The organism is Paenibacillus sepulcri, from assembly GCF_042647105.1.
GTDB lineage: Bacteria > Bacillota > Bacilli > Paenibacillales > Paenibacillaceae > Paenibacillus_Z > Paenibacillus_Z sepulcri.
Genome location: NZ_JBHRUP010000001.1, coordinates 465,287 through 486,214 on the forward strand (window position 1 = coordinate 465,287; position 20,928 = coordinate 486,214).

The window sequence follows — 20,928 nt, forward strand, 5'->3', positions numbered from 1 at the left end:
CTTGGCTCGATACGAAGCAATTGGATAATGGAATTATCGGAGCTGCATTTAAACCTGCCGCAAAAACTCCTGTTGTGCTGTTAATAACCAAAAACGGAGTAACTTATACATACAAATTGCCCGGGAAATTTGATTCATAGTCTATCCATACCTATATCGAAAGTCCCTGATCCCCCTTTTGGGCTCGTTGTTTTTTACCAGACACATTTCCCTCAGATTCAGCCCAATGACCTATCCATTAATCCTGCTGTTAACAAAAAGGCCGCCCGGCGGATATCACCGCGCGACGGCTGAACATTTATAATTCACTTCAAAGGAAACACCCGCGTTTTCCAGTATTCACGCATCAAGACCCTTCTCGGTTATGAAAATCACTCCGGCAGGCATACATATTATCCTTGGCTCTTTCATAACGGCCAACGGGGAGGGGATAATATGCTCCAAAATGTCAAATCCGGGATCAGTCTGCTCTCCAGCCGATTAATCAATCATCAATCGCCGGACGGAAGTTGGCGGTATGGCTTTATAGAAAGCGGGCAGACGCTTGATGCCGCAGCAATCATCCTGATGCGCATTGTAGAAGAGAAGCAGCCAGGCGATCCATTTGTTCAGGCCTTGGCTGAACGCATCATCGCAAACCAAGGCGATGACGGCGCCTGGCGCGTCTATCCCGATGAGCCTGCCGGCAATTTATCCGCTACAGCGGAAAACTACTGCGCCCTGCTCTATGCCGGCTTCGATGCCGAAGCACCCTTCATGACGAGGGCTTATGAAACGATCCGCAAGTTGGGCGGTTTATCCGGCGTTGACAGCCTGATGACCAAGTTCCTGCTTGCCGTTATCGGGCAATATCCCTGGCCCAGGTGGTTCCCGCTCCCCCTTTCCATCATGCTCCTGCCCTCTTATTCCCCCGTTCACTTTCAACAATTTTCCGGTTATGCCCGCGTCCATATGGCTCCGATGCTGCTTCTCGGGTACCGCAAGCCGAACTTTGGCCTAGCCTCCATCCCCCGGTTGGATTTACATAGATCCTCAACGAAGCCGGAAGATCCGTACGGGGAAAATGAGGATGCCAGCTCCTTATGGATGCGGCATTTTGACCGCAGCAAGCTGTCCCTCCTGCAGGATTGGCTGCTGGCCTTGAAGAAGCTTCCGCTGACCGGCGGATTCAGCTCCTTCCTTTCACAGAAGAATGCGGCAGCCCGCGCAGAGCAGTTCATGCTTGAACGGATTGAATCGAACGGCCTGCTTTACAGCTATGCAACCTCGACAATCCTCATGATTTATGCCCTGCTTGCCACTGGATATGAGCGCACTCACCCGGTTATCAGAATGGCGATGAAGGGACTTCAAAGCCAGATTTTCCAAAGAGACGGCCAACGGATGCTCCAAAATACCAATTCAACCGTGTGGGATACGGCATTAATCAGCTACGCGCTTCAAGAGGCCGGAACGCCTGCCGACTCGCCTGCTGCCCGAAATGCCGGGGCATATCTGCTTTCCAGGCAGCATACGAAGCTTGGCGATTGGAAGCTTGGCGTCCGGCATCCATTGGCAGGCGGCTGGGGATTCTCGGATATCAATACGATCAATCCCGATATGGATGATACTACAGCAGCGCTCAGGGCTATATCAGGCATGAAGGACCCCCGTTATGAAGCAGCAAGCTCCCGCGGACTGCAGTGGCTTTTATCGATGCAAAATAATGATGGAGGCTTTGCCGCATTCGAGCGCAATATCGATAATCCGCTTCTACTGTGGCTGCCAATTGAAGGAGGCAAGGATGCAGCCACTGATCCGTCCACGGCAGACTTGACGGGCCGAACGCTGCATTACCTGGGGCACACACTCGGACTTACTGCCAGACACCGTTTCGTCGAACATGCAGCAGAATGGCTGTATCATAATCAGGAGAACGACGGGTCCTGGTATGGGCGCTGGGGGGTTTGTTATATTTACGGAACCTGGGCGGCGCTAACCGGCCTGATGGCTGCCGGCGAACCGGCAGAGCAGCCCGCCATCCGCAAGGCTGCCCGGTGGCTTCAATCCATTCAGCATGAGGATGGCGGCTTCGGTGAGTCATGCCTCAGCAACCGGGTGAAGCGGTATATGCCGCTTGCCGCTTCCGTACTCTCCCAGACCGCTTGGGCGCTGGATGCCTTGATTGCGGTCAGAGATGAGCCGGATGAGCCCATCCGGCACGCCGCGGGTTTTATCCTTCAAAATCTGGACAGTAAAAGCATCGTCTCCAGTTACCCGACAGGTGCTGGACTTCCAGGCCATTTCTACAACCGATATGAGAGCTATTCGCTGGTTTGGCCGCTGCTTGCGCTTTCCCATTATGAGCAAAAGTATGGCGCATCTCCCAAATAGCAGTGCGCTCTTCGAAATTGATGATGGCATGCAAAAAAAAGCGCCCCTTCCGAGGGACGCTTGTCAATTAAAAGCCAGTGCGAATTGCGATTGAAATACGATATTGCTGAAGAAAGATTAACGGAGCTTCCAATACAAATCGCTCATGCGCAGCTCGTTGCGGAGGGCACGCGTGCTGGTCGAATTATCGATGATGACGTATTCGATGCCGGCCATCTCCGCCCAATCCACCAGCTGCTCCACTGTAACCTCATAGGAGAAAACGGTATGGTGGGCGCCTCCAGCATGAATCCATGCTTCTGCCGACTCGCTAAGGGAGGGCTGCGGCTTCCATAATACGCGCGCCACAGGCAGCTTAGGCATGTCGTGATCGGGCTGGACCGCATCCACGACATTGATGATCAGTCGGAACCGGTTGCCGAGATCGATTATGGAGGCATTCAACGCCTGCCCGCTGCGGCCATCGAATACCATCCGGGCCGGATCGGCTTTGCCGCCGATACCGAGCGGATGTACTTCAAGGCGCGGCTTGCCTGTGGAAATGGTCGGACAAACCTCAAGCATATGCGCACCCAGCACCATTTCATTCCCCGGTTCAAAATGATAGGTGTAATCCTCCATAAACGAGGTGCCTTTGTTGTCCGCAATCATCTTCATCATGCGGGTCAGGGCAGCCGTCTTCCAGTCGCCTTCTCCGCCAAATCCATAGCCCGCCTCCATCAGACGCTGTACCGCCAGACCCGGCAGCTGTTTGAGGCCGTGCAGATCCTCGAACGAGGTGGTGAAAGCCGTGAACCCTCCTTCCTCCAGGAAGGATTTCATCCCGAGCTCGATGCGTGCCTGCTCGCGTATGGCCTCCCATTTCTCGGGGGAATTTCTGGTTTCAGCTGCAATCACATACAGCGTTTCATATTCATCCGTCAGAGCGTTGACCTGCTCCTCGGAAATTTGCGCTATACGCGCGGCAAGATCGCCGACGCCATAGCCGTTGATGGACCAGCCGAATTTGATTTGAGCTTCCACCTTATCCCCTTCAGTAACCGCAACTTCCCTCATATTGTCTCCGAAGCGGGCCACCTTGAGGCTGCGTCCTTCTGTGAAAGCAACCGCAGTACGCATCCATCCGGCAATGCGTCCGCGGGCCTGCGGGTCTTCCCAGTGTCCAACAACGACTTTGCGGGCTATGCCCATGCGGGCACCGATGAAACCGTATTCGCGATCACCGTGCGCGGATTGATTCGTATTCATAAAGTCCATATCAATGCTGTCCCATGGAATATCGCGGTTAAATTGCGTATGCAGATGCAGCAGCGGCTTCCGCAGCTCGGACAGGCCGGCGATCCACATTTTGGCCGGAGAGAAGGTATGCATCCAGGTGATGATGCCTGCACAGCTCTCATCCACATTGGCTTGCGAACATAGCTTGTAAATCTCATCCGGCGATTTCACCACTGGTTTGAAGATCACTTCAAAAGGGATAGAGCCGTCGCTGCCCAGCGCCTCAGCGATCGTACGGGAATGATCTGCGACTTCAAGCAGCGTTTCCGGACCGTACAAATGCTGACTGCCCGTTACAAACCAAAACTGATAAGGCTTCACGTTAAGCATATTTTTTCCCTCCATACTGCAACCGTTAGATGAGTTATCCATCTCGGTTGTCAGTGAAATGTACTGCAACCGTTAGATGAGTTATCCATCTCGGTTGTCAGTGAAATGTACTGCAGCCTTTGAACGGGGAAGTGCCCATCCGGCTGCCTGTAAATCATTTGTCCGAGTTGTCAGTACATATTCCCAACTTGTACAGACAATCCAGTCCGTAAATCCTTCAATCACTTCGTGAACTGCTTATTCCCAGTGAAAATGCCTGTCCCTTTTCAACCAATCTCGCTCAACTTGTACGTACAACCATAACAATATGTATTGTACGCCCAAGCGGATTCTTTTTCAATACCTAATCTGCCCCCAATCCTGAACAAAAGGGCGGATGACAAATTTGAATCCATTCTAAATGGCCTAAAATCGATTAAATCATTGTTTTTCCCGTATTTCTTAGAGAAATTCACGGAATGCACTTGACATTGATACACTTTGTATCATAAATTACTAGTATATAGAATTAAAAGGTACCCGTTTGTACTAGGACTATTGTCCGGTGTGAACGTAAGGAGCTATTGCTATGACAATGGGAGATCGATTAAGGGAATTGCGATTGAGAAAGCGTCTGTCGCAGGAAGACGTCGCCAAGCAGATTGGAATCACCCGATCCGCGTACAGCCATTATGAGATCAACAACCGCCAACCTGTTTACGAAACCTTGAAGAAGCTGGCCATTTTGTTTAACGTAACGCTTGATTATATTATCGGCGGCGAGAGTACCAAGCAGGAACACAATGTTTCCCCGGATGCCTTCGAAATCATCCGCATTCTTAACGGCATGGACCATGACAAAAGAAAACAATCCATCGACCGGATGCTCGCTGTAATTAAGCAAGCCGAGTGACCTCTTTACAGCACAGCTTTATAATCTTTACAGCACGGCTTTATAAAATGAAAGCTGGAAGCGCTATCCAGATAGTTGTACCTATTCCAGGTTCGCTCTTGGCGCCGATTTTGCCGCCATGCGCTTCAACAATCTCTTTGGCAATCGCAAGGCCCAGACCGCTTCCGCCATCAGCCGAGTTCCGGGATATTTCTTTTTTATAGAAACGGTCGAATATATAGGGCAGATGTTCCGCTTCTATTCCGATCCCGGTGTCAGAGACGGTAATTAAAGCATCGTGGGAATCACGTCTATAAGAAAAAGAAAGCGTTATCTTGCCCCCTGTTTGGGTATGCTTGATGGCATTGTAGACCAGGTTTGCCATGACCTGGTCTATTTTTGGCAGATCAAGCTGAAGACTGATCTGCTGCGGATCCGGATAATCGCTGCCGTCCTTATCCCCTATGTATTCGCACTCAAAAGCGAGCCCTGCGCTGCGCACATCAATCTCGTACTGCTCGCAAAGCTGCTCCCGCCACTGCTCCAGGCTGACAGCCGCCTTGTCAAAATGCAGCTGCCCCGCTTCCAGCTTGGAGAGCTCAAAGAGATCATGGATCAGCCGTTCCAATCCGCCTACCTTGCCAAGCATCATGCGGACGTACCGCTGCCTCTGCTCCTCCGTGCTTACGACTCCGTCCTGAATAGCCTCAAGATACCCCTGCAGCAATGTAATCGGCGTTCGCAAATCATGTGAAATATTTGTCATTAAATGTCGTCTTGAGGTCTCCATCCGGCCAAGCTCCCGGTTCGCTTCCTCCAGCGTCTGGTTGGTCTGCTTCAGGGCGTCCGTTCTCTCCTCGATCCGTTCCTCCAGGTGCGCATTCAATTCCCTCAGCTCATTGGACACCAGTTCAACCCGGCGAAGGGCGCTGGAGAAGCGCGTGGAAATGATAAAGGACTGCATCAATATAAAGAAAAACAACCCGAGCGGCACAAGCTGTGCATATACAAGCCATTCATTATAGAAAAAAACATCATTAAATACGGTAAGAACAAAAACGCCCATACCTGCAAGAACAAAGCTTGCCCCCTCCCTTCTGTTCATCCTTGCAATGACCAGAACGACTAGGCAGTACAGCCCCACAACAAGAGCAAACAGCTGATAAAACAGCAGGATTTTGGAATAAATAATCGCCGGAACGATAAGAACGAAGAAGGTGAGTACAAAGCCGATGCCCATAATCGCTTTAATGGCTTTCCTGGACGCATCCTGCGGGAAGAGCCTGTATACGTACAAGTAACCGGAAATTGCGCATAACGGCAGTGATATGTAGCCCAGCTTCACCCCTGTTTCCCATGAGATCGGAAAAAACTGGAGCAAATATGAATCGCCGGTGACGCCCGCTCGTAAGGCTACGATCAAACACAGCAGGCCAAAATGAATCGTAAATTTCTCCTGCCTGCGGAATGCATACAACCCGATATGATAAATGCCAATAATCAGCAGGCTTCCGAAAATAACCATATCCTGCGCTGCAGACCATTTTTGCATGCGGAGCATGGAGTCGCTGCCCCCTAATCGGAATTCGACCCATATCCCGCCTTTTCGATGCTGAAAATTAGACACCTGCGCCACAATATCGATCTGCCCCGTTTCCGCCTTGAACGCCACTACGCTGGGATACTGCTCCGCTTTCGACGATTGACGGCTGGTCCCCACCGTGCCTTCCGAAGTCAAAAGCTCGCCATTGATCCACAGCTTGTAGGCGCTGTATATATTGGGCACCCGCAGGGCCAGCACCTGCTCCGTTGGATCGATCCGGACTGTCAGCCGGTAGGTGGCAAAACCCATCCCGTCCTTCAAACCGTAATCCCCGGGATAGCTGTTCCATGATTTCGGCACATCGACATAATGGACTCCCGGAGCATTCGAAGCCAGTTGCTCCGGCGTCAGCAGCTGGCGCGGATAGAATGCCCACTCCCCGTTCAATGCCACTGCTCCCTCTTCCAGAAAAGAGCGGTTGCGAAGATCCAGAGTTCCGTGCTCCGCTGCATGCTTGTGAGAGTCCCGGCTGTCTCCGCACCCTGCCAGAGCAAGGGGCAGTGTCAGCAATAAAATGAGTAAAATCAACAGGCGGCGAATAAAAAACTCACTCCTTTTTTGAAAACGCTGATTGCCCATACCTCCCTCCATTAGATATAATGGTTCGAGATAGGGGAGGGTGTAAGATGAACGGCAGTAAAATTTTGGTGGTCGATGATGAACCGGATATTACCGAGTTAATTGCCCTATATATGGAACGGGAGGGTTTTATTGTCCATTCCACGGATAATGGAGAAGAAGCCATCACACTTGCGGATGCATTGAAACCGGATCTGATCATTTTGGATATATCGCTTAAGACGCTCGACGGCTTCGAAGTTTGTACAAGAATTCGCGCTTCATCCGAAGTGCCCATCTTGTTCATTAGCTGTAAAAGCGATGATATGGATATTATACACGGTCTGAATGTGGGCGGCGACGACTATATCACCAAGCCCTTCAGTCCCAGCCAGCTGGTAGCCAGAGTCAAGGCCCACCTGCGCAGACAGAACGTCTTCGAGCAGCAGCGCGCCGAGCGGGAATACGAGGAGGTTCTGAGCTACGACGGCTTAATCATCGATCTTCTGGCCAGGACTGTCCATGTTCAGGGGAAGGAAGTATTCCTCTCAGCCAAAGAATTCGAGCTGCTTGTCCGTCTGGCCAAGTCTCCCAATCGGGCGTTTGCCTTGAATGAGCTCTATATGATCGTTTGGGGTCATGACAGCATGGGGGATACACGGACCCTTATGGTTCATATCAGCAATCTGCGCAAGAAAATCGAGCCCAATCCGGCAAATCCGCTTTACATTCTGACGGTACGCGGTGTGGGCTATAAATTCAATTTCAAGGAAGGAAGTTCTCATGTACAACGCTGATCAATGGAAGGATTATGAACTACTGGATACCGGAGGAGGTGAAAAGCTGGAGCGCTGGGGCTCCTTTGTGCTCAGGCGTCCGGATCCCCAGGTGATCTGGCCGATCACAAGCGAAGCCGGCTTGTGGACAAGCGCGGACGGCCACTATCACCGCAGCTCGTCGGGCGGCGGCGAGTGGGAATTCCGCACGAAGATGCCCGATCGCTGGTCGGTTTCATACGGAGAGCTGAAATTTCATATCAAGCCTACCAGCTTCAAGCACACGGGGTTGTTTCCCGAGCAGGCTGTCAACTGGAGCTGGATGATGGATAAAATCCGCAGAGCCAATCGTCCGATTCGGGTATTGAATTTGTTCGCTTACACGGGCGGTGCAACTGTTGCAGCTGCTGCCGCCGGTGCCGAGGTCTGCCATGTCGATGCAGCCAAGGGCATGGTGCAGTGGGCCAAGGAGAATGCCCAGCTGTCCGGGCTTGAGAATCATCCCATCCGTTACATTACCGACGATGTGTTCAAATTCGTGCAGCGCGAGCAGCGCCGTGGACGCGAATATGATGCCATTATTATGGACCCTCCTTCCTACGGCAGAGGACCAAATGGCGAAATGTGGAAATTGGAAGAGAATTTATATCCATTCCTGGAGTCCTGCAGAGCCATCCTGTCTCCGAATCCGCTCTTTGTCCTCGTGAATTCCTATACGACAGGCTTGTCCCCTTCTGTGCTGCATAACCTGCTGCATATGACAATCGGCCAGAAGTATGAGGGAACGATCCGCTGCGGAGAAATTGGACTACCCATTACGGCGTCGGGTCTGACCTTGCCCTGCGGTATATTGGGCCGCTGGGAGAGTCAATGATGAGCAGCGAATATCCCCTGCCCGGATCGGGGAAGCTGACGGTTTTATATGAGGATAACCACCTGCTCGCCGTCGTCAAGCCGCCCGGCGTCCTCTCCCAGGAGGATGATACGGGCGAACCGGATATGGTGAATCTGCTGAAGCAGGATTTGAAGGAACGCTACTCTAAGCCAGGCAATGTTTTTGTCGGCCTCGTACACCGGCTCGATCGTCCTGTTGGCGGAGCCATGCTTTTTGCCAAAACTTCCAAAGCGGCCTCACGTCTGTCTGATTCGGTCCGCACCCGTTCTTTCGATAAGATCTATGTTGCCCTGGTCCAGGGAGCTCCTGAAGCATCCTCCGGCCGTCTGGTGCACTATCTGAGCAAGGACGCGAAGCGTAATATCGTTTCCGTGTATGATCGGCCGGCAGCCGATGCCAAAGAAGCGGTGCTGGATTACGCCGTTGTCGCTAGCAGGGGCAGCTGCTCTCTGGTTGTTGTCCGCCTGCTGACAGGCAGATCCCATCAAATCCGCGCTCAAATGGCCGCAACCGGCTGCCCGCTGCTCTATGACCGGAAATATGGCGCGGCTGCGGTGGAGGGAGAACGGGATATCGCATTGTGGTCTGTATCAATCGGTGTGTCACATCCGGTAACCAAGGAATGGATGACCTTCCGCTCGCTTCCCCCCATGGAGGAGCCGTGGAACAGATTCGACGCTGAGGATTATTCCAGAGGGCTTGAGAAACTGCCTGCTTCAGGTGAACTGCGATGAGAATGCTGCGGCTTGTCATAACGGTAATCGTTCTTCTCCCGCTGCTGTCGGGCTGTATGGATACACCGAAGCTGAACGATAACCCGGGCATTGAGAAAAGCTCCGAAGCCGCAAACACGGATACAGATACGGAGCAGCTCCAACCAAAGCCGATTGAGTCTTCGCCTGCCGCGAAACCTCTTGACACCGAAGGGGAGCCCGCCAACGATATCGCAAATGATCCAGCTGTTGAAGAACCGGATTCCGCAGGAAACGATGAAGTTGTTCCAGATAGCGAAGCGGTATGGATGGCGGTCGGAGATATCATGATGCATATGCCCCAGCTGCCTTCTTCCTACGACGTGAAAACGAAAAAATACAATTTCAATCCCTTTTTCACTCAAGTGAAGCCGCTGCTGGAGCAGGGCGATTGGACGCTTGGCAATCTGGAGACGCCCATCGCCGGCAAGTCGCTTGGCTATTCCGGTTTTCCGCGTTTTAATTCCCCCGTCGAACTGGCCAGCGCTCTTAAGTATGCCGGCTTCAATGTGATCACCAACGCGAATAATCACGCCATGGACCGCGGGGCGCAAGGCATTGACCTGACGTTAAAGCATCTGCTGGAACAGGGCTTCACTGTCAAAGGAACGGCCAGATCCCGGGCGGAGGCGGACCACCTCACCCTTGTAGAGCACAAAGGAATACGCATGGGCCTGCTTGCGTATACGTATGGCACCAATGGTATTCCACTGCCCAAGGATAAGCCTTACGCGGTTTCTCTGATCGACGAAGAGGCCATGGTCCGCGACATCGGTCGTCTCCATGAGGCCGGGGCGGATTTTATCACCATTGCCCTCCATTTCGGCATTGAATACCAGACGGCGCCGAATGACGAGCAAAAGGCGCTGGCCCGCAAGCTTATTGCAGCCGGTGCGGATATTATAGCAGGCTCTCATCCCCATGTGCTGCAGCCCTATGAGACCATAGAAACGACAGAGCCCGATGGTTCTGTAAGACGCGGTCTGATCATATACTCGATGGGTAACTTTATTTCCAACCAACGCGGCGACACCAAGGATTACGGCGTGATTTACAAGGTTATGATTCATAAAAACAATACAACCCATCGTACAACGATCGGCGAAATTCAGACGATTCCGACATGGGTCTACCGCAGCGGAAACAAGGAAGCCTATAAATATGCGGTTGTGCCTCTTGCGCAGACGATTAAGAACCGCAGCCTCAAAGGACTTGCCTCTGCGGACTATTCGCTGCTTAGCAGGCAGCTGGAGCTGGTTAACAAACGATTAAATTCCATGGCGGTTCATGAGGCCATTGCCAAATAATCAAGCGGAGCAGCTTAAAGCTGCGCGGCCAGTCAGCAAAAAAACGCACATCCGATTCAACGTGAAGATGAAGTCGGATGTGCGTTTTTTTATTTTTTACTGGAGATTGACTAAGAGGCCGACATTCATGCGCCTTATTATGAATTTGCGACTTTACCGAGCAGATAAACAAGCAGCTGCTGATTATGCGAGGAGATCCGGTCCAGCGCTTCTCCGATATACGCATCTCTTAATTCAATTCCGCGCTTCGCTTCCGACTCGCCTTTAGCGGTCACATTCACCCATACAATTCTGCGGTCATGATCATCGCGGCTGCGCGTCACCAGACCGCCTCTCTCCATCCGGTCAAGCAGGGTGGTGATCGCGGCGGGCGTCGTCGTTAGATAAGCAAGCAAATCCGAGGGCTTCATCGGCTGATGCTGAAGCAAAAGCTCCAGCACGCCCAGTTGGCCTTCCGTTAAACCCGGTGCAAGCGACTCCTCCAGATGCATTTTCCATTCCTTTGTCATCTTCATCCACAAGCGGGCAAACTCCGCAGATACCATTACCGTCACCACCTCAAGCTCTCTGTATTCTTACCTTCATTATATCATTGGCAAATGTCGGATTAAAGGTTAATGCAATTAATATTTTGCGCCATTAATCGAGTCTTTAGAGAACCTTTAGACAACATATGACATAGATTATCAATATGGGCTGTTGACCAGGATCGAATTGAAGGACAGGAGCGTGAAGAGAATGGATGAGCGTAAGCTGGCTTTGATACAGAAGTTGATTGACGCCGGAATTATATTAAAAGACCCACAATGGCTGGACCGGTTGAATGAACCGGCGCCTCTGTGGGTCGTTCTGGATATTTTGACGCAGTTTATGGAGCGCAGCGAGCCGCCTTATCAGCCGTTTGATTGAATTCTCTTATACCTTATGGAAGAAGGTTACGAGCGGGTCCTTCTTATCGACAGTGACAATGGCCTTGCCTGTCGACTTCCGGTCGCCGATAGGAGCTTTTTCCGTGGTCGTGGTGTAAGCTGCGCCCGATGCCGTGACGGCCAGCAATTCCCGCTCTTCTTTGCAGTAAATGGCGCCGATAAGCTGCTCGCCGTTCGATCTTACCCGCTTGCCTTCCTTAAACTCAAAGCTGATCATGCCTTTGCCGCCCCGTCCCTGTATAGGGTAGTCCATAAGCAGCGACCGTTTTGCAAAACCGAGCTCGGTCAGGACGAGCACTTCTCCTTCATCTCCGGATACCCATACCGCACCCACGATTTCGTCCTCCGGACGAAGCTGGATCCCACGGACCCCTGCAGCTACACGCCCCATCGCGCTCACTTCGCTCTCAATAAACCGGATGCTCATTCCAAGCTTGCTGACCAGCAGCAGTTCCTTGGTTCCATCGCTTGGGACAACCTTGAGCACTTCGTCGCCTTCCGAGACTTTGATAGCCGCGATAGCTGTGGAACGCGTTGAGCGGTATTCCTTCAAGTCGGTTCGTTTAACCTGGCCGCGTTTGGTGACGAATGCCAGCGACCGGCCCTGCTCTTCAAAATCCTTTACCGGAATGATGCTCACGATGGAATCATCCTTCGGAATCGGCACCACATTGACAACCGCCGTCCCCGCATCCTTCCACTTGAATTCCGGAATAAGATGAACAGGCAGCATATAATAATGGCCTTTGCGGGTGAACAGCAGGAGCTGTTCAATCGTGTTCACATCAAGCATGGTCCGGATAAAGTCGCCTTCCTTGACGCCTGCGCTGGAGAGTTCTCCGCCTGATCGGGTGAAGGAGAGCTTCGAGGTCCGTTTGATATATCCATGCAAACTGAGTGTTACATATACCTCTTCAGCAGGCACGATAACCTCGAGATTCACCTTCAGTTCGTCGACTTCACCCTGAATGCCGGAACGCCGGTCGATTCCGAAGCTGCCGCGAATATCGAGAAGCTCATCCTTAATGACCCCGATCAGCTTTTTCTCACTGCCCAGAATGGACTTGTAATAGGCGATCCGTTTTTGAATTTCCTTCAATTCCTTCTCCAGCGAAGTAATTTCCAGATTCGTCAAACGATACAACTGGAGTGTCAGAATGGCATCCGATTGCCGTTCGGTGAATTCAAACTTCGAGACGAGATTGTTTTGCGCGTCCTGGCGGTTCTTGGAGGCTTTGATCGTGGCAATAATTTCATCCAGCAGATTCAGCGCTTTAACCAGGCCCTCCAGCACATGGGCGCGGTCCTCGGCTTTTTCCAATTCATATTTGGTGCGGAATGTAACGACTTCCCGCTGATGAGCAATATAAGCGGTGAGCATATCCTTAAGTCCCAGCTGCCTCGGGGTCTTGTTGACGATGGCCACCATGTTGAAATTATAGGTCACCTGAAGATCGGTTTTCTTGAGCAGATAGGCAAGGATCCCCTGCGCATCGACATCTTTCTTCAGCTCTACGACGATCCGCATCCCGTTTCGTCCGCTCTCGTCACGAACCTCGGCGATCCCTTCGACCTTTTTCTCGATCCGGATGTTCTCCATGGCGGTAACAAGGCGCGATTTGACGACTTGATACGGAATTTCGGTGATGACGATTTGTTGGCGTCCGGCCTTCATATCCTCAATAGCAACCTTCGAACGGATATAAATGCGGCCTTTTCCCGTCTCATAGGCTTCACGGATGCCTTCTTCCCCCATGATCAGGCCGCCAGTCGGAAAATCCGGTCCCTTCACAATGGACATCAGCTGTTCCAGATTCAGATCCGGCTGCTCCATCACCGCAATACAGGCATCAATGACTTCAATGAGGTTATGAGGCGGAATTTCCGTGGCAAAACCTGACGAAATCCCGCTTACCCCGTTAACAAGCAAATTCGGGTAACGGGATGGGAGGACGACGGGCTCTTTGGTTGTATTATCAAAGTTATCCTTGAACAAAACCGTCCGTTTCTCAATATCCCGCAGAAGCTCCATCGCGATTTTGGAAAGGCGTGCCTCCGTATAACGCATGGCCGCTGCGGGATCATCATCCTGAGAACCCCAGTTGCCATGTCCGTCAACAAGCATATGCCCCATTTTCCAGGGCTGCGCCATCCGGACCATACCCTCATAAATTGAAGAATCGCCATGCGGATGGTAATTTCCCATCACGTCGCCGACCGTCTTGGCAGACTTGCGGTAAGGCTTGTCCGGCGTGTTGCCGGCATCGTACATGGCGTACAGAATTCGCCGCTGCACCGGCTTTAATCCATCGCGGACATCGGGAATCGCGCGATCCTGGATAATATACTTTGAATAGCGTCCAAATCGGTCCCCGACGACCTCCTCCAGAAACGCCGGCAGAAACTGTTCCATCATACCCATTTATGTTTAGCTCCTAACCTTTATTGAGGGGCTGGTACAGGCTGCATCGCTTAAAGGTGCGTTCCTCTCCAACCCCGCTTTATTGCGGGTTATTCTTCATACTCCGTAAAATCGACATTTTCCACGATCCATCGTTTGCGCGGATCCACTTTATCGCCCATCAGCGTCGATACACGGCGCTCGGCTTTGGCCGCGTCCTCGATCTGGACCTGAAGCAGCGTGCGGGATTCCGGATTCATGGTGGTTTCCCACAGCTGATCGGGATTCATCTCTCCCAGCCCTTTATAACGCTGAAGCTCAAACTGCTTGCCAAACTCTTTCAAATAGTTTTGCAGCTGTTCGTCGGTCCAGGCGTACCGAACCGTCTCCAGCTTGCCGGATTTGCGGGTAATCTTGTATAGCGGAGGCTGAGCGATAAATACCCGCCCCAGATCGATAAGCGGCTTCATGTACCGGTAAAAGAACGTGAGCAGCAGCACCTGGATATGGGCGCCGTCCGTATCCGCGTCGGTCATGATAATAATCTTGTTATAGTTGCATGATTCCGCATCAAACTCGGGTCCGATTCCGGCTCCGATTGCTGCGATAATCGCCTTATATTCATCGTTTTTGAGGATATCGGCGAGCTTTGACTTCTCCGGATTCATCGGTTTTCCTTTAAGCGGCAGAATCGCCTGATGCTTCGAATCCCGTCCCTGCTTGGCCGAGCCTCCAGCGGAATCCCCTTCGACGATAAAAAGCTCGTTGCGGGTGTAGTCCTTGGATTGTGCCGGTGTCAGCTTACCGCCCAGATTGGAGCTCTCGCTCTTCTTCTTGCCGCTGCGAATTTCCTCGCGCGCTTTGCGCGCTGCCTCGCGCGCCCTTGATGCCTGAATCGATTTTTTCAACAGCATTTGGGCAGTTTGCGGATTTTCTTCGAGAAATACCTGCATTTTATCCGAAACAATCGCATCAACTGCGCCGCGCGCCGAGGCGCTTCCCAGCTGGTCTTTCGTCTGGCCGACAAATTCCACTTCCGACATCTTGATGTTAATGACAGCCATCATGCCTTCGCGGAGATCATTTCCCTCAAGGTTCTTGTCTTTCTCCTTGATCAGCGAATTCTTGCGTGCATAATCATTCATCACCCGCGTATAGGCCGTCTTGAACCCCGTCTCATGCGTACCGCCGCCTCGGGTTGGGATGGAATTGACGAACGAGGCCATCGTTTCCGTATATCCGTCATTGTACTGCAGCGCGACTTCGACTTCAATATCGTCCCGCTCTCCGGTAAAATGAATGACCTCATGCAGCACTGTTTTCTCTTCATTCAGAAACTGGACGAATTGACGGGCGCCGCCCTCATAATAATAAATATCCTGTTTGCCGCTTCGCTCATCCTTCACTGAAACCTTAAGCCCCGAATTGAGAAAGGCAATCTCCTGAAGCCGTTCGGATAAGGTATCAAAATTAATGGCGATGTTGCCGTGGAATACACGGGCATCCGGCTTGAAGGTGACCTTGGTGCCGGTGCGGTTCGTATTGCCGATAACTTCAAGTCCGGTCGTCGGCTCGCCGACATGCTCCTTGCCTTTCTTGTCGACCCAATATTCGAAGCGCTGCTTATGGATTTTACCGTCACGGAAGATTTCCACCTCCAGCCACTCGGACAGCGCGTTCGTAACCGAAGCGCCAACGCCGTGAAGACCGCCGGATTTCTTATATCCCCCGCCGCCGAATTTACCTCCTGCATGCAGCATCGTATAGACGACCTGCGGAGTCGGAATCCCGGTCTTATGCATCCCTGTCGGGATACCCCTGCCATTATCGCGAACCATGATCGAGCCGTCATTATGGATAACGACCTCAATAACGGAGCAGAATTTTGCCAAATGCTCGTCAACCGCATTGTCGACGATCTCCCAGACGAGATGATGAAGTCCCGAGGTAGTCGTGCTCCCGATGTACATCCCGGGCCGTTTGCGAACAGCGGTTAACCCCTCCAGCACTTGTATATCGTCTGCTTCATAGTTGCGATCGGCAGCCGAAGAAGTTGCGCCCGCAAACAGATCCACCTGCTCAGTCATACACGTCCTCCTAAAAGTTTTTGCGCGGCTCTGCCTGATGGGATCAGAACATGGTTCCATCAAGCAAAAACTCGCTTCGTAAGCGTTACTTAAGTTTTGTGTGATACAACTTGATGTACTTCAGCGCGAGCACAAAACTCGCTTCGTAAGCATAATCCAAGTTTTTGCGCGGCTCTGCCTGATGGAACCAGAACATGGTTCCACCAGACGAAAACTCGCTTCGTAAGCGTTACTTAAGTTTTGTGTGATACAACTTGATGTACTTCAGCGCGAGCATAGAACTCGCTTCGTAAGCATAATCCAAGTTTTTGCGCGGCTCCGCCTAATGGAACCAGAACATGGTTCCACCAGACGAAAACTCGCTTCATAAGCATTTCTTGAAGTAATTGTGTGGTACCACTGGTGAATCTCAGTCTCGGCTCAAAACTTGCCTTGTAAGCATAAGCTAATATTTGACGAATATGCAAGACCCTTTATGTTCTTTCGCAAATAAGCACCGCTTACCCAAGCTATTTTAATTCAAGATGTCCTGTTTCGTAAAGACGGTGAATGACACAATTAGTCCTCCGACAGCCCACGCCGCCAAGGTGAGAAGCGAAAATGTAAGGGTCATTCCTTCAATCGGAGGCGGCGAGCCCGCCAGATAGTCGGTCAGCTGCAGATTGACGGCAAAGACATACTTGGCGCTCTCCCAGGAGGAGGACATGCTGGCCAGGATTGTTCCGGCGATAACAGCCGCCATCATCGTGACAATGCTTGCCGCTGTGCTGCGGACCAGGACTGAAACCATTAAGGCCAGTATCGCCACAGTCATCGATGAGAACCAGATCAGACCCGATTGCATCAGCAGGTACTGCCACTGCGGGAGCGCATGAACCAGGCTGTTGTCCACGTTTGCGCCATTCAGCACAAAGCCCGTAAATATCGGCATATTCCAGCCCTGATAGCCAAAGAAGAGTCCTGAAATGAGATAACATAGAATACCGCTCGTGATGACGATCAGAGAGACATAAAGCGTCAGCGCCACCAGCTTGCTGAACAATATTTTCCATCTTCGTACCGGTCTTGTCAGCAGCATTTTGATCGTTCCGCTTGAACGTTCACCCGACACCAGGTCGGAAGCAATGGCCAGCACCAGCAGCGGATAGAACAAAGAGACGGAATTCTCCATAAATCCCCGTGTGAAGGTTACCCCGTCAGGCGAATTCGGATTTACATCGTGATTCAAATAATACTGCAGCTGCTGCACGGCGATTTTTCGATACCGTTTCCACTCTTCCGGAATCCGTTCGCTGGAAAGCGTATTCTGATAATCATTGATTTGCTGGACGAGCTGGTTGCGCCAATCCTTGAAATTCTTTTTGTTGGTTTCGGCAATTTTCACCTGGGCATAAGTAAATACCGGAATAAGGACGAGCAGGACGAGAATGACCACGTAGAAGCGGTTTTTTTTCCAAATTTTCAGCGTCTCATTCTGTATCAGCGGCAGCAATCTATCCAATGCTCTCCCCCTCCGTCATTTTCAAAAATAGCTCCTCGAGCGTAGGTGCAACGCGCTGAACAGACCGGACTCTGATACCGGCACGAACCGCTTGCTCAACGACGTACGGGATTCGTTCAAGCGGCATCGTCGTAATGACGGCCTGCTCCATTCCGGCCAATATCCCCTCGTCGATCTGATGCTCGTGATCTCCGACAAAGACAATATCCGGCTCGCCTGCAAGCAGCCGTCTCCCCGCGTCAGACTGATCGAACTGCCAGACCACATAGCTGCCGGCCTGATTGACAAGCTCGTCAACCGTTCCGACGGCAAGTACGCGTCCATGGCTGATTATGGCGACGCGGTCGCACATCAATTGAATTTCACTGAGCAGATGACTGGAGATAAACAGGCTCATTCCCTGACCTGCAAGCATGCGGACAAATTCCCGCAGCTCCTTGATTCCTTTGGGATCCAGCCCGTTTGTCGGTTCATCCAGAATCAGCAGTTTGGGCCGTCCGAGCAGCGCTTGAGCAATGCCCAGCCTTTGGCGCATACCAAGCGAGTATGTTTTGACTTTATCGTGAATACGCTGGTCCAGCCCTACAACGCCGACAACCTCCTGAATGCGTTTTTCATCAATTCCGTGCTGCATCCTGGCAAAATGCTCGAGATTCTCCCACCCGCTCATATAAGTATAGACCTCGGGATTTTCAACGATACAGCCAATATGCTTAAGCGCATTCTCAGGGTCCTGGTGAACATTATGTCCACAAATGCTGATTTCACCTGAAGTCGGCTTGATCAAATCTACCAGCATCCGGATCGTCGTTGTTTTGCCGGAGCCGTTCGGCCCGAGAAAACCGAAAATTTCACCGGCACGGACATCAAAAGAAACGTCATGAATAATCATTTTACGTCCAATTCTCTTCTTCACATCTTTGACGGACATGATAATCTCGTGATTTTCCGCTGGAACAGGCGGCTGAGGCGCTTGCAGCTTCTGATGGGGCGGTTGGGCAGCGGACATCGAACACATCGTATAAAGCCTCCTATTCCAAGGACTGGGCAATACGCGCGGCGATTTGCGCGTAGCCGTCATGATTCGGGTGAAAATGATCGGAAGAAATATAGGTTTGAATGGTATTCTCAAACAAATCGAAGGTTGGGATAAGCGTCATATTGGGATATTGATGAAGCAGCTCATAAGCCTGAGTGTTCCATTTCTGCACCTCGAGGCTGCCTTCGCGCAAATCCTGCAGATCATAAAACGGGTTATAAATACCCGTATATACCACCTGTGCCGTCGGATTTATTTCATGCAGCTCCGCAACAACGGACTTCAGCCGCGCGATCCCTATAGGCAGCTCCTTCCGCAGCTTGTCGAGACTGAAATTTCCGGTTGCCTCGCTTGCCTCTTCACCGGTTGCAATCTGGAACAAATCGTTTCCTCCGATGGTAAATAAAATCAAATTTGCTTGTGATATGGAATATCGGTAGCCCTTATCCGTTTTCAGCTGTTCCACAAGCTGATCGGCGCGCAGACCGTTGATGGCCAGATTATTATTCAGCTTAACAGGAATCCTGAATTTCTCCTGCAGCAGCCGGACAACCTGCTTCACGTATCCTTCGCCTGTCGCATCTCCGGTCCCCTTGGTCAACGAATCGCCAAAGGCCGTGATGCGAATTTCTTTACTCGCCGCGAGGCTCGCTGTTTTCTCCGGTTGAACGGCAGAGCTCTCGCCTTCGTATGCCTTGCCGGCCGGCCACAGCATATCTTTGACCGAGTAGCCGAATCCGAACAGGAGGAGAAGAGTGGAAGCAAGCGCGGTTATGCTTACGGCTCTCCAAAGCCCCGTCGACCGATTGCTCTTCATGTTATGTATTTCCCCCTATTACACGAAAATGTAAAATGATGCCCGGAAAGGTACATCAGGCCTGTATACGTTTAAAATAAAGCTTTGCCCACGAATTTGCAAATTATGACGGATTTTGGAAAACAGGTAAAAACCCGAGCGGGCGTAAGTCCGAGCCGGATCAGGTCATTTGCAGGACCTGACGATTCGTTTCACGCTGGCGCTCGGGCGAGATCATGATCACCACAAGTCAGCTGTATTCGATTGTTAGCGATTCCGCCGCCTGCCTTGCAAGCTCGCGCGCTTGCTCGGTGTTATCCGCGGAACATAGCGCAACGGCCATACGTCGGCCCGGCTTGGTGACAGGCTTGCCGAACACACGGACTTGCGTATTCGGCAGCGACAGCGCTTCGCCAATGCCGTTGATCCGGAAGGAATCCGAATCCCGGTCCGCCTTCAGCGTATAGGAAGCACCAGGCGTAAGCAGCCGGATCGTAGGTACCGGAAAGCCGAGAATCGCCCGGGCGTGCAGAGCAAATTCCGATAAATCCTGCGTCGCCATCGTCACCATTCCGGTATCATGCGGTCTGGGCGAGACTTCGCTGAACAAGACGCCTTCGGAGGTCAAAAACAGCTCTACACCGTAGATGCCGTACCCGCCCAGCTCCTCCGTTACCGCTCTCGCTATCGCTTCGGCTTCGGCAATCTGCTTGTCCGCCATGGCGTGCGGCTGCCAGGATTCAATATAATCTCCGTCCTTCTGAACATGTCCAATAGGCGCGCAGAATGCCGTACCCGACACGGAACGGACCGTAAGCAGCGTGATCTCGGACTCGAAATGGATGAATCCTTCCACGATCACGCGCTGTTTCTTCGCACGTCCCCCGTCCATGGCGATCTGCCAGCAGCCTTCGATATCCGCTTCCGAGCGGCAGACGCTTTGGCCTTTGCCGGATGAGCTCATAATAGGCTTGACTACGCAGGGAGTACCCAGCTCAGCCACTGCCTGCTGCAGTTCTTCAAGCGTATCGGCGAAACGGTATGGAGCCGTGGGCAGGCCAAGCGTCTCGGCAGCAAGCCGTCTGATTCCTTCGCGGTCCATGGTCAGCAGAGCGGCGCGGGCTGTCGGAATCACATGAAATCCTTCCTGCTCCAGCTCCACAAGCGCGCTTGTGGCAATCGCTTCGATTTCGGGCACAATGAGATCGGGTTTTTCTTGCAGAATAAGCTCTCTAAGCGCCGATGCATCCAGCATGTCGATCACATGGGAGCGATGAGCGACCTGCATAGCGGGAGCGTTGGCATACCGGTCTACGGCAATAGTTTCGATGCCAAGACGCTGCGCTTCCATGACAACTTCCTTGCCCAGTTCACCTGAGCCAAGGAGCATGATTTTTCGGGCATGAGGAGTAAGCGGTGATCCGTAAGACAT

At 52.0% G+C, this 20,928-nt stretch carries 16 protein-coding genes; 7 read left to right on the forward strand and 9 right to left on the reverse strand.

The window, feature by feature from the left end:
* Positions 1-435: 435 nt before the first annotated feature.
* Positions 436-2,373, forward strand: a complete 1,938-nt coding sequence (locus ACFOLF_RS02080; RefSeq protein ID WP_210040412.1) for a terpene cyclase/mutase family protein — start codon at positions 436-438, stop codon at positions 2,371-2,373.
* A 117-nt stretch (positions 2,374-2,490) separates the two neighbouring features.
* On the opposite strand, the gene araA is transcribed toward ACFOLF_RS02080, so the two are convergent.
* Complete coding sequence (gene araA / locus ACFOLF_RS02085) at positions 2,491-3,981, reverse strand: L-arabinose isomerase (RefSeq protein WP_210040411.1); 1,491 nt, start codon at positions 3,979-3,981, stop codon at positions 2,491-2,493.
* A gap of 568 nt (positions 3,982-4,549) precedes the next feature.
* Between araA and ACFOLF_RS02090 the strand changes: the two genes are divergently transcribed.
* Positions 4,550-4,873: a helix-turn-helix domain-containing protein gene (locus tag ACFOLF_RS02090; protein ID WP_210040409.1), complete on the forward strand. Its 324-nt coding sequence runs from the start codon at positions 4,550-4,552 to the stop codon at positions 4,871-4,873.
* 40 nt (positions 4,874-4,913) lie between these two features.
* Here the strand turns inward: ACFOLF_RS02090 and ACFOLF_RS02095 are convergent, their stop codons facing one another.
* Positions 4,914-7,034 (reverse strand): ATP-binding protein, encoded by a 2,121-nt coding sequence (locus ACFOLF_RS02095; RefSeq protein WP_210040407.1) that lies wholly within the window; start codon positions 7,032-7,034, stop codon positions 4,914-4,916.
* 47 nt (positions 7,035-7,081) lie between these two features.
* Here ACFOLF_RS02095 and ACFOLF_RS02100 point away from each other — a divergent pair, with 47 nt between their 5' ends.
* Genes ACFOLF_RS02100 through ACFOLF_RS02115 form a run of 4 tightly spaced genes read left to right on the forward strand, consistent with a single transcriptional unit; the run spans position 7,082 to position 10,743 of the window.
* Entirely contained in the window at positions 7,082-7,810 is a 729-nt protein-coding gene (locus tag ACFOLF_RS02100; protein ID WP_210040405.1) for a response regulator, read from the forward strand.
* Entirely contained in the window at positions 7,797-8,663 is an 867-nt protein-coding gene (locus ACFOLF_RS02105) for a class I SAM-dependent methyltransferase (protein ID WP_210040403.1), read from the forward strand. Before ACFOLF_RS02100 ends, ACFOLF_RS02105 begins: the two co-directional genes overlap by 14 nt.
* Positions 8,660-9,418, forward strand: a complete 759-nt coding sequence (locus tag ACFOLF_RS02110; RefSeq protein WP_210040400.1) for an RluA family pseudouridine synthase — start codon at positions 8,660-8,662, stop codon at positions 9,416-9,418. The genes ACFOLF_RS02105 and ACFOLF_RS02110 overlap by 4 nt, the downstream gene beginning before the upstream one ends.
* Positions 9,415-10,743: a CapA family protein gene (locus ACFOLF_RS02115; RefSeq protein WP_379113883.1), complete on the forward strand. Its 1,329-nt coding sequence runs from the start codon at positions 9,415-9,417 to the stop codon at positions 10,741-10,743. Before ACFOLF_RS02110 ends, ACFOLF_RS02115 begins: the two co-directional genes overlap by 4 nt.
* A 137-nt stretch (positions 10,744-10,880) precedes the next feature.
* On the opposite strand, the gene ACFOLF_RS02120 is transcribed toward ACFOLF_RS02115, so the two are convergent.
* Positions 10,881-11,288, reverse strand: coding sequence for a MarR family winged helix-turn-helix transcriptional regulator (locus ACFOLF_RS02120; protein WP_210040398.1), 408 nt, complete (start codon positions 11,286-11,288; stop codon positions 10,881-10,883).
* 193 nt (positions 11,289-11,481) lie between these two features.
* Here ACFOLF_RS02120 and ACFOLF_RS02125 point away from each other — a divergent pair, with 193 nt between their 5' ends.
* A complete protein-coding gene (locus ACFOLF_RS02125; RefSeq protein WP_210040396.1) occupies positions 11,482-11,652 on the forward strand; it encodes a hypothetical protein in 171 nt (56 codons plus the stop codon).
* Positions 11,653-11,658: 6 nt separating this feature from the next.
* Here ACFOLF_RS02125 and gyrA read toward each other — a convergent pair whose 3' ends face one another.
* The 6 genes from gyrA to purT all read right to left on the reverse strand — a co-directional run bounded on the left by gyrA (position 11,659) and on the right by purT (position 20,928).
* Complete coding sequence (gene gyrA / locus ACFOLF_RS02130) at positions 11,659-14,094, reverse strand: DNA gyrase subunit A (protein WP_210040394.1); 2,436 nt, start codon at positions 14,092-14,094, stop codon at positions 11,659-11,661.
* 89 nt (positions 14,095-14,183) lie between these two features.
* Positions 14,184-16,160 (reverse strand): DNA topoisomerase IV subunit B, encoded by a 1,977-nt coding sequence (parE, locus tag ACFOLF_RS02135; protein ID WP_210040392.1) that lies wholly within the window; start codon positions 16,158-16,160, stop codon positions 14,184-14,186.
* Positions 16,161-16,674: 514 nt separating this feature from the next.
* Positions 16,675-17,661 (reverse strand): ABC transporter permease, encoded by a 987-nt coding sequence (locus ACFOLF_RS02140; RefSeq protein WP_210040390.1) that lies wholly within the window; start codon positions 17,659-17,661, stop codon positions 16,675-16,677.
* Positions 17,654-18,592, reverse strand: a complete 939-nt coding sequence (locus ACFOLF_RS02145; protein ID WP_379113893.1) for an ABC transporter ATP-binding protein — start codon at positions 18,590-18,592, stop codon at positions 17,654-17,656. Before ACFOLF_RS02145 ends, ACFOLF_RS02140 begins: the two co-directional genes overlap by 8 nt.
* A gap of 100 nt (positions 18,593-18,692) precedes the next feature.
* Positions 18,693-19,517 carry a GDSL-type esterase/lipase family protein gene (locus tag ACFOLF_RS02150; protein ID WP_210040386.1) on the reverse strand — a complete coding sequence of 275 codons (825 nt, stop codon included), beginning with the start codon at positions 19,515-19,517 and terminating at the stop codon, positions 18,693-18,695.
* A gap of 229 nt (positions 19,518-19,746) precedes the next feature.
* The gene (gene purT, locus ACFOLF_RS02155; protein ID WP_210040383.1) at positions 19,747-20,928 is read right to left on the reverse strand and encodes a formate-dependent phosphoribosylglycinamide formyltransferase; all 1,182 of its coding nucleotides are present in this window, start codon (positions 20,926-20,928) and stop codon (positions 19,747-19,749) included.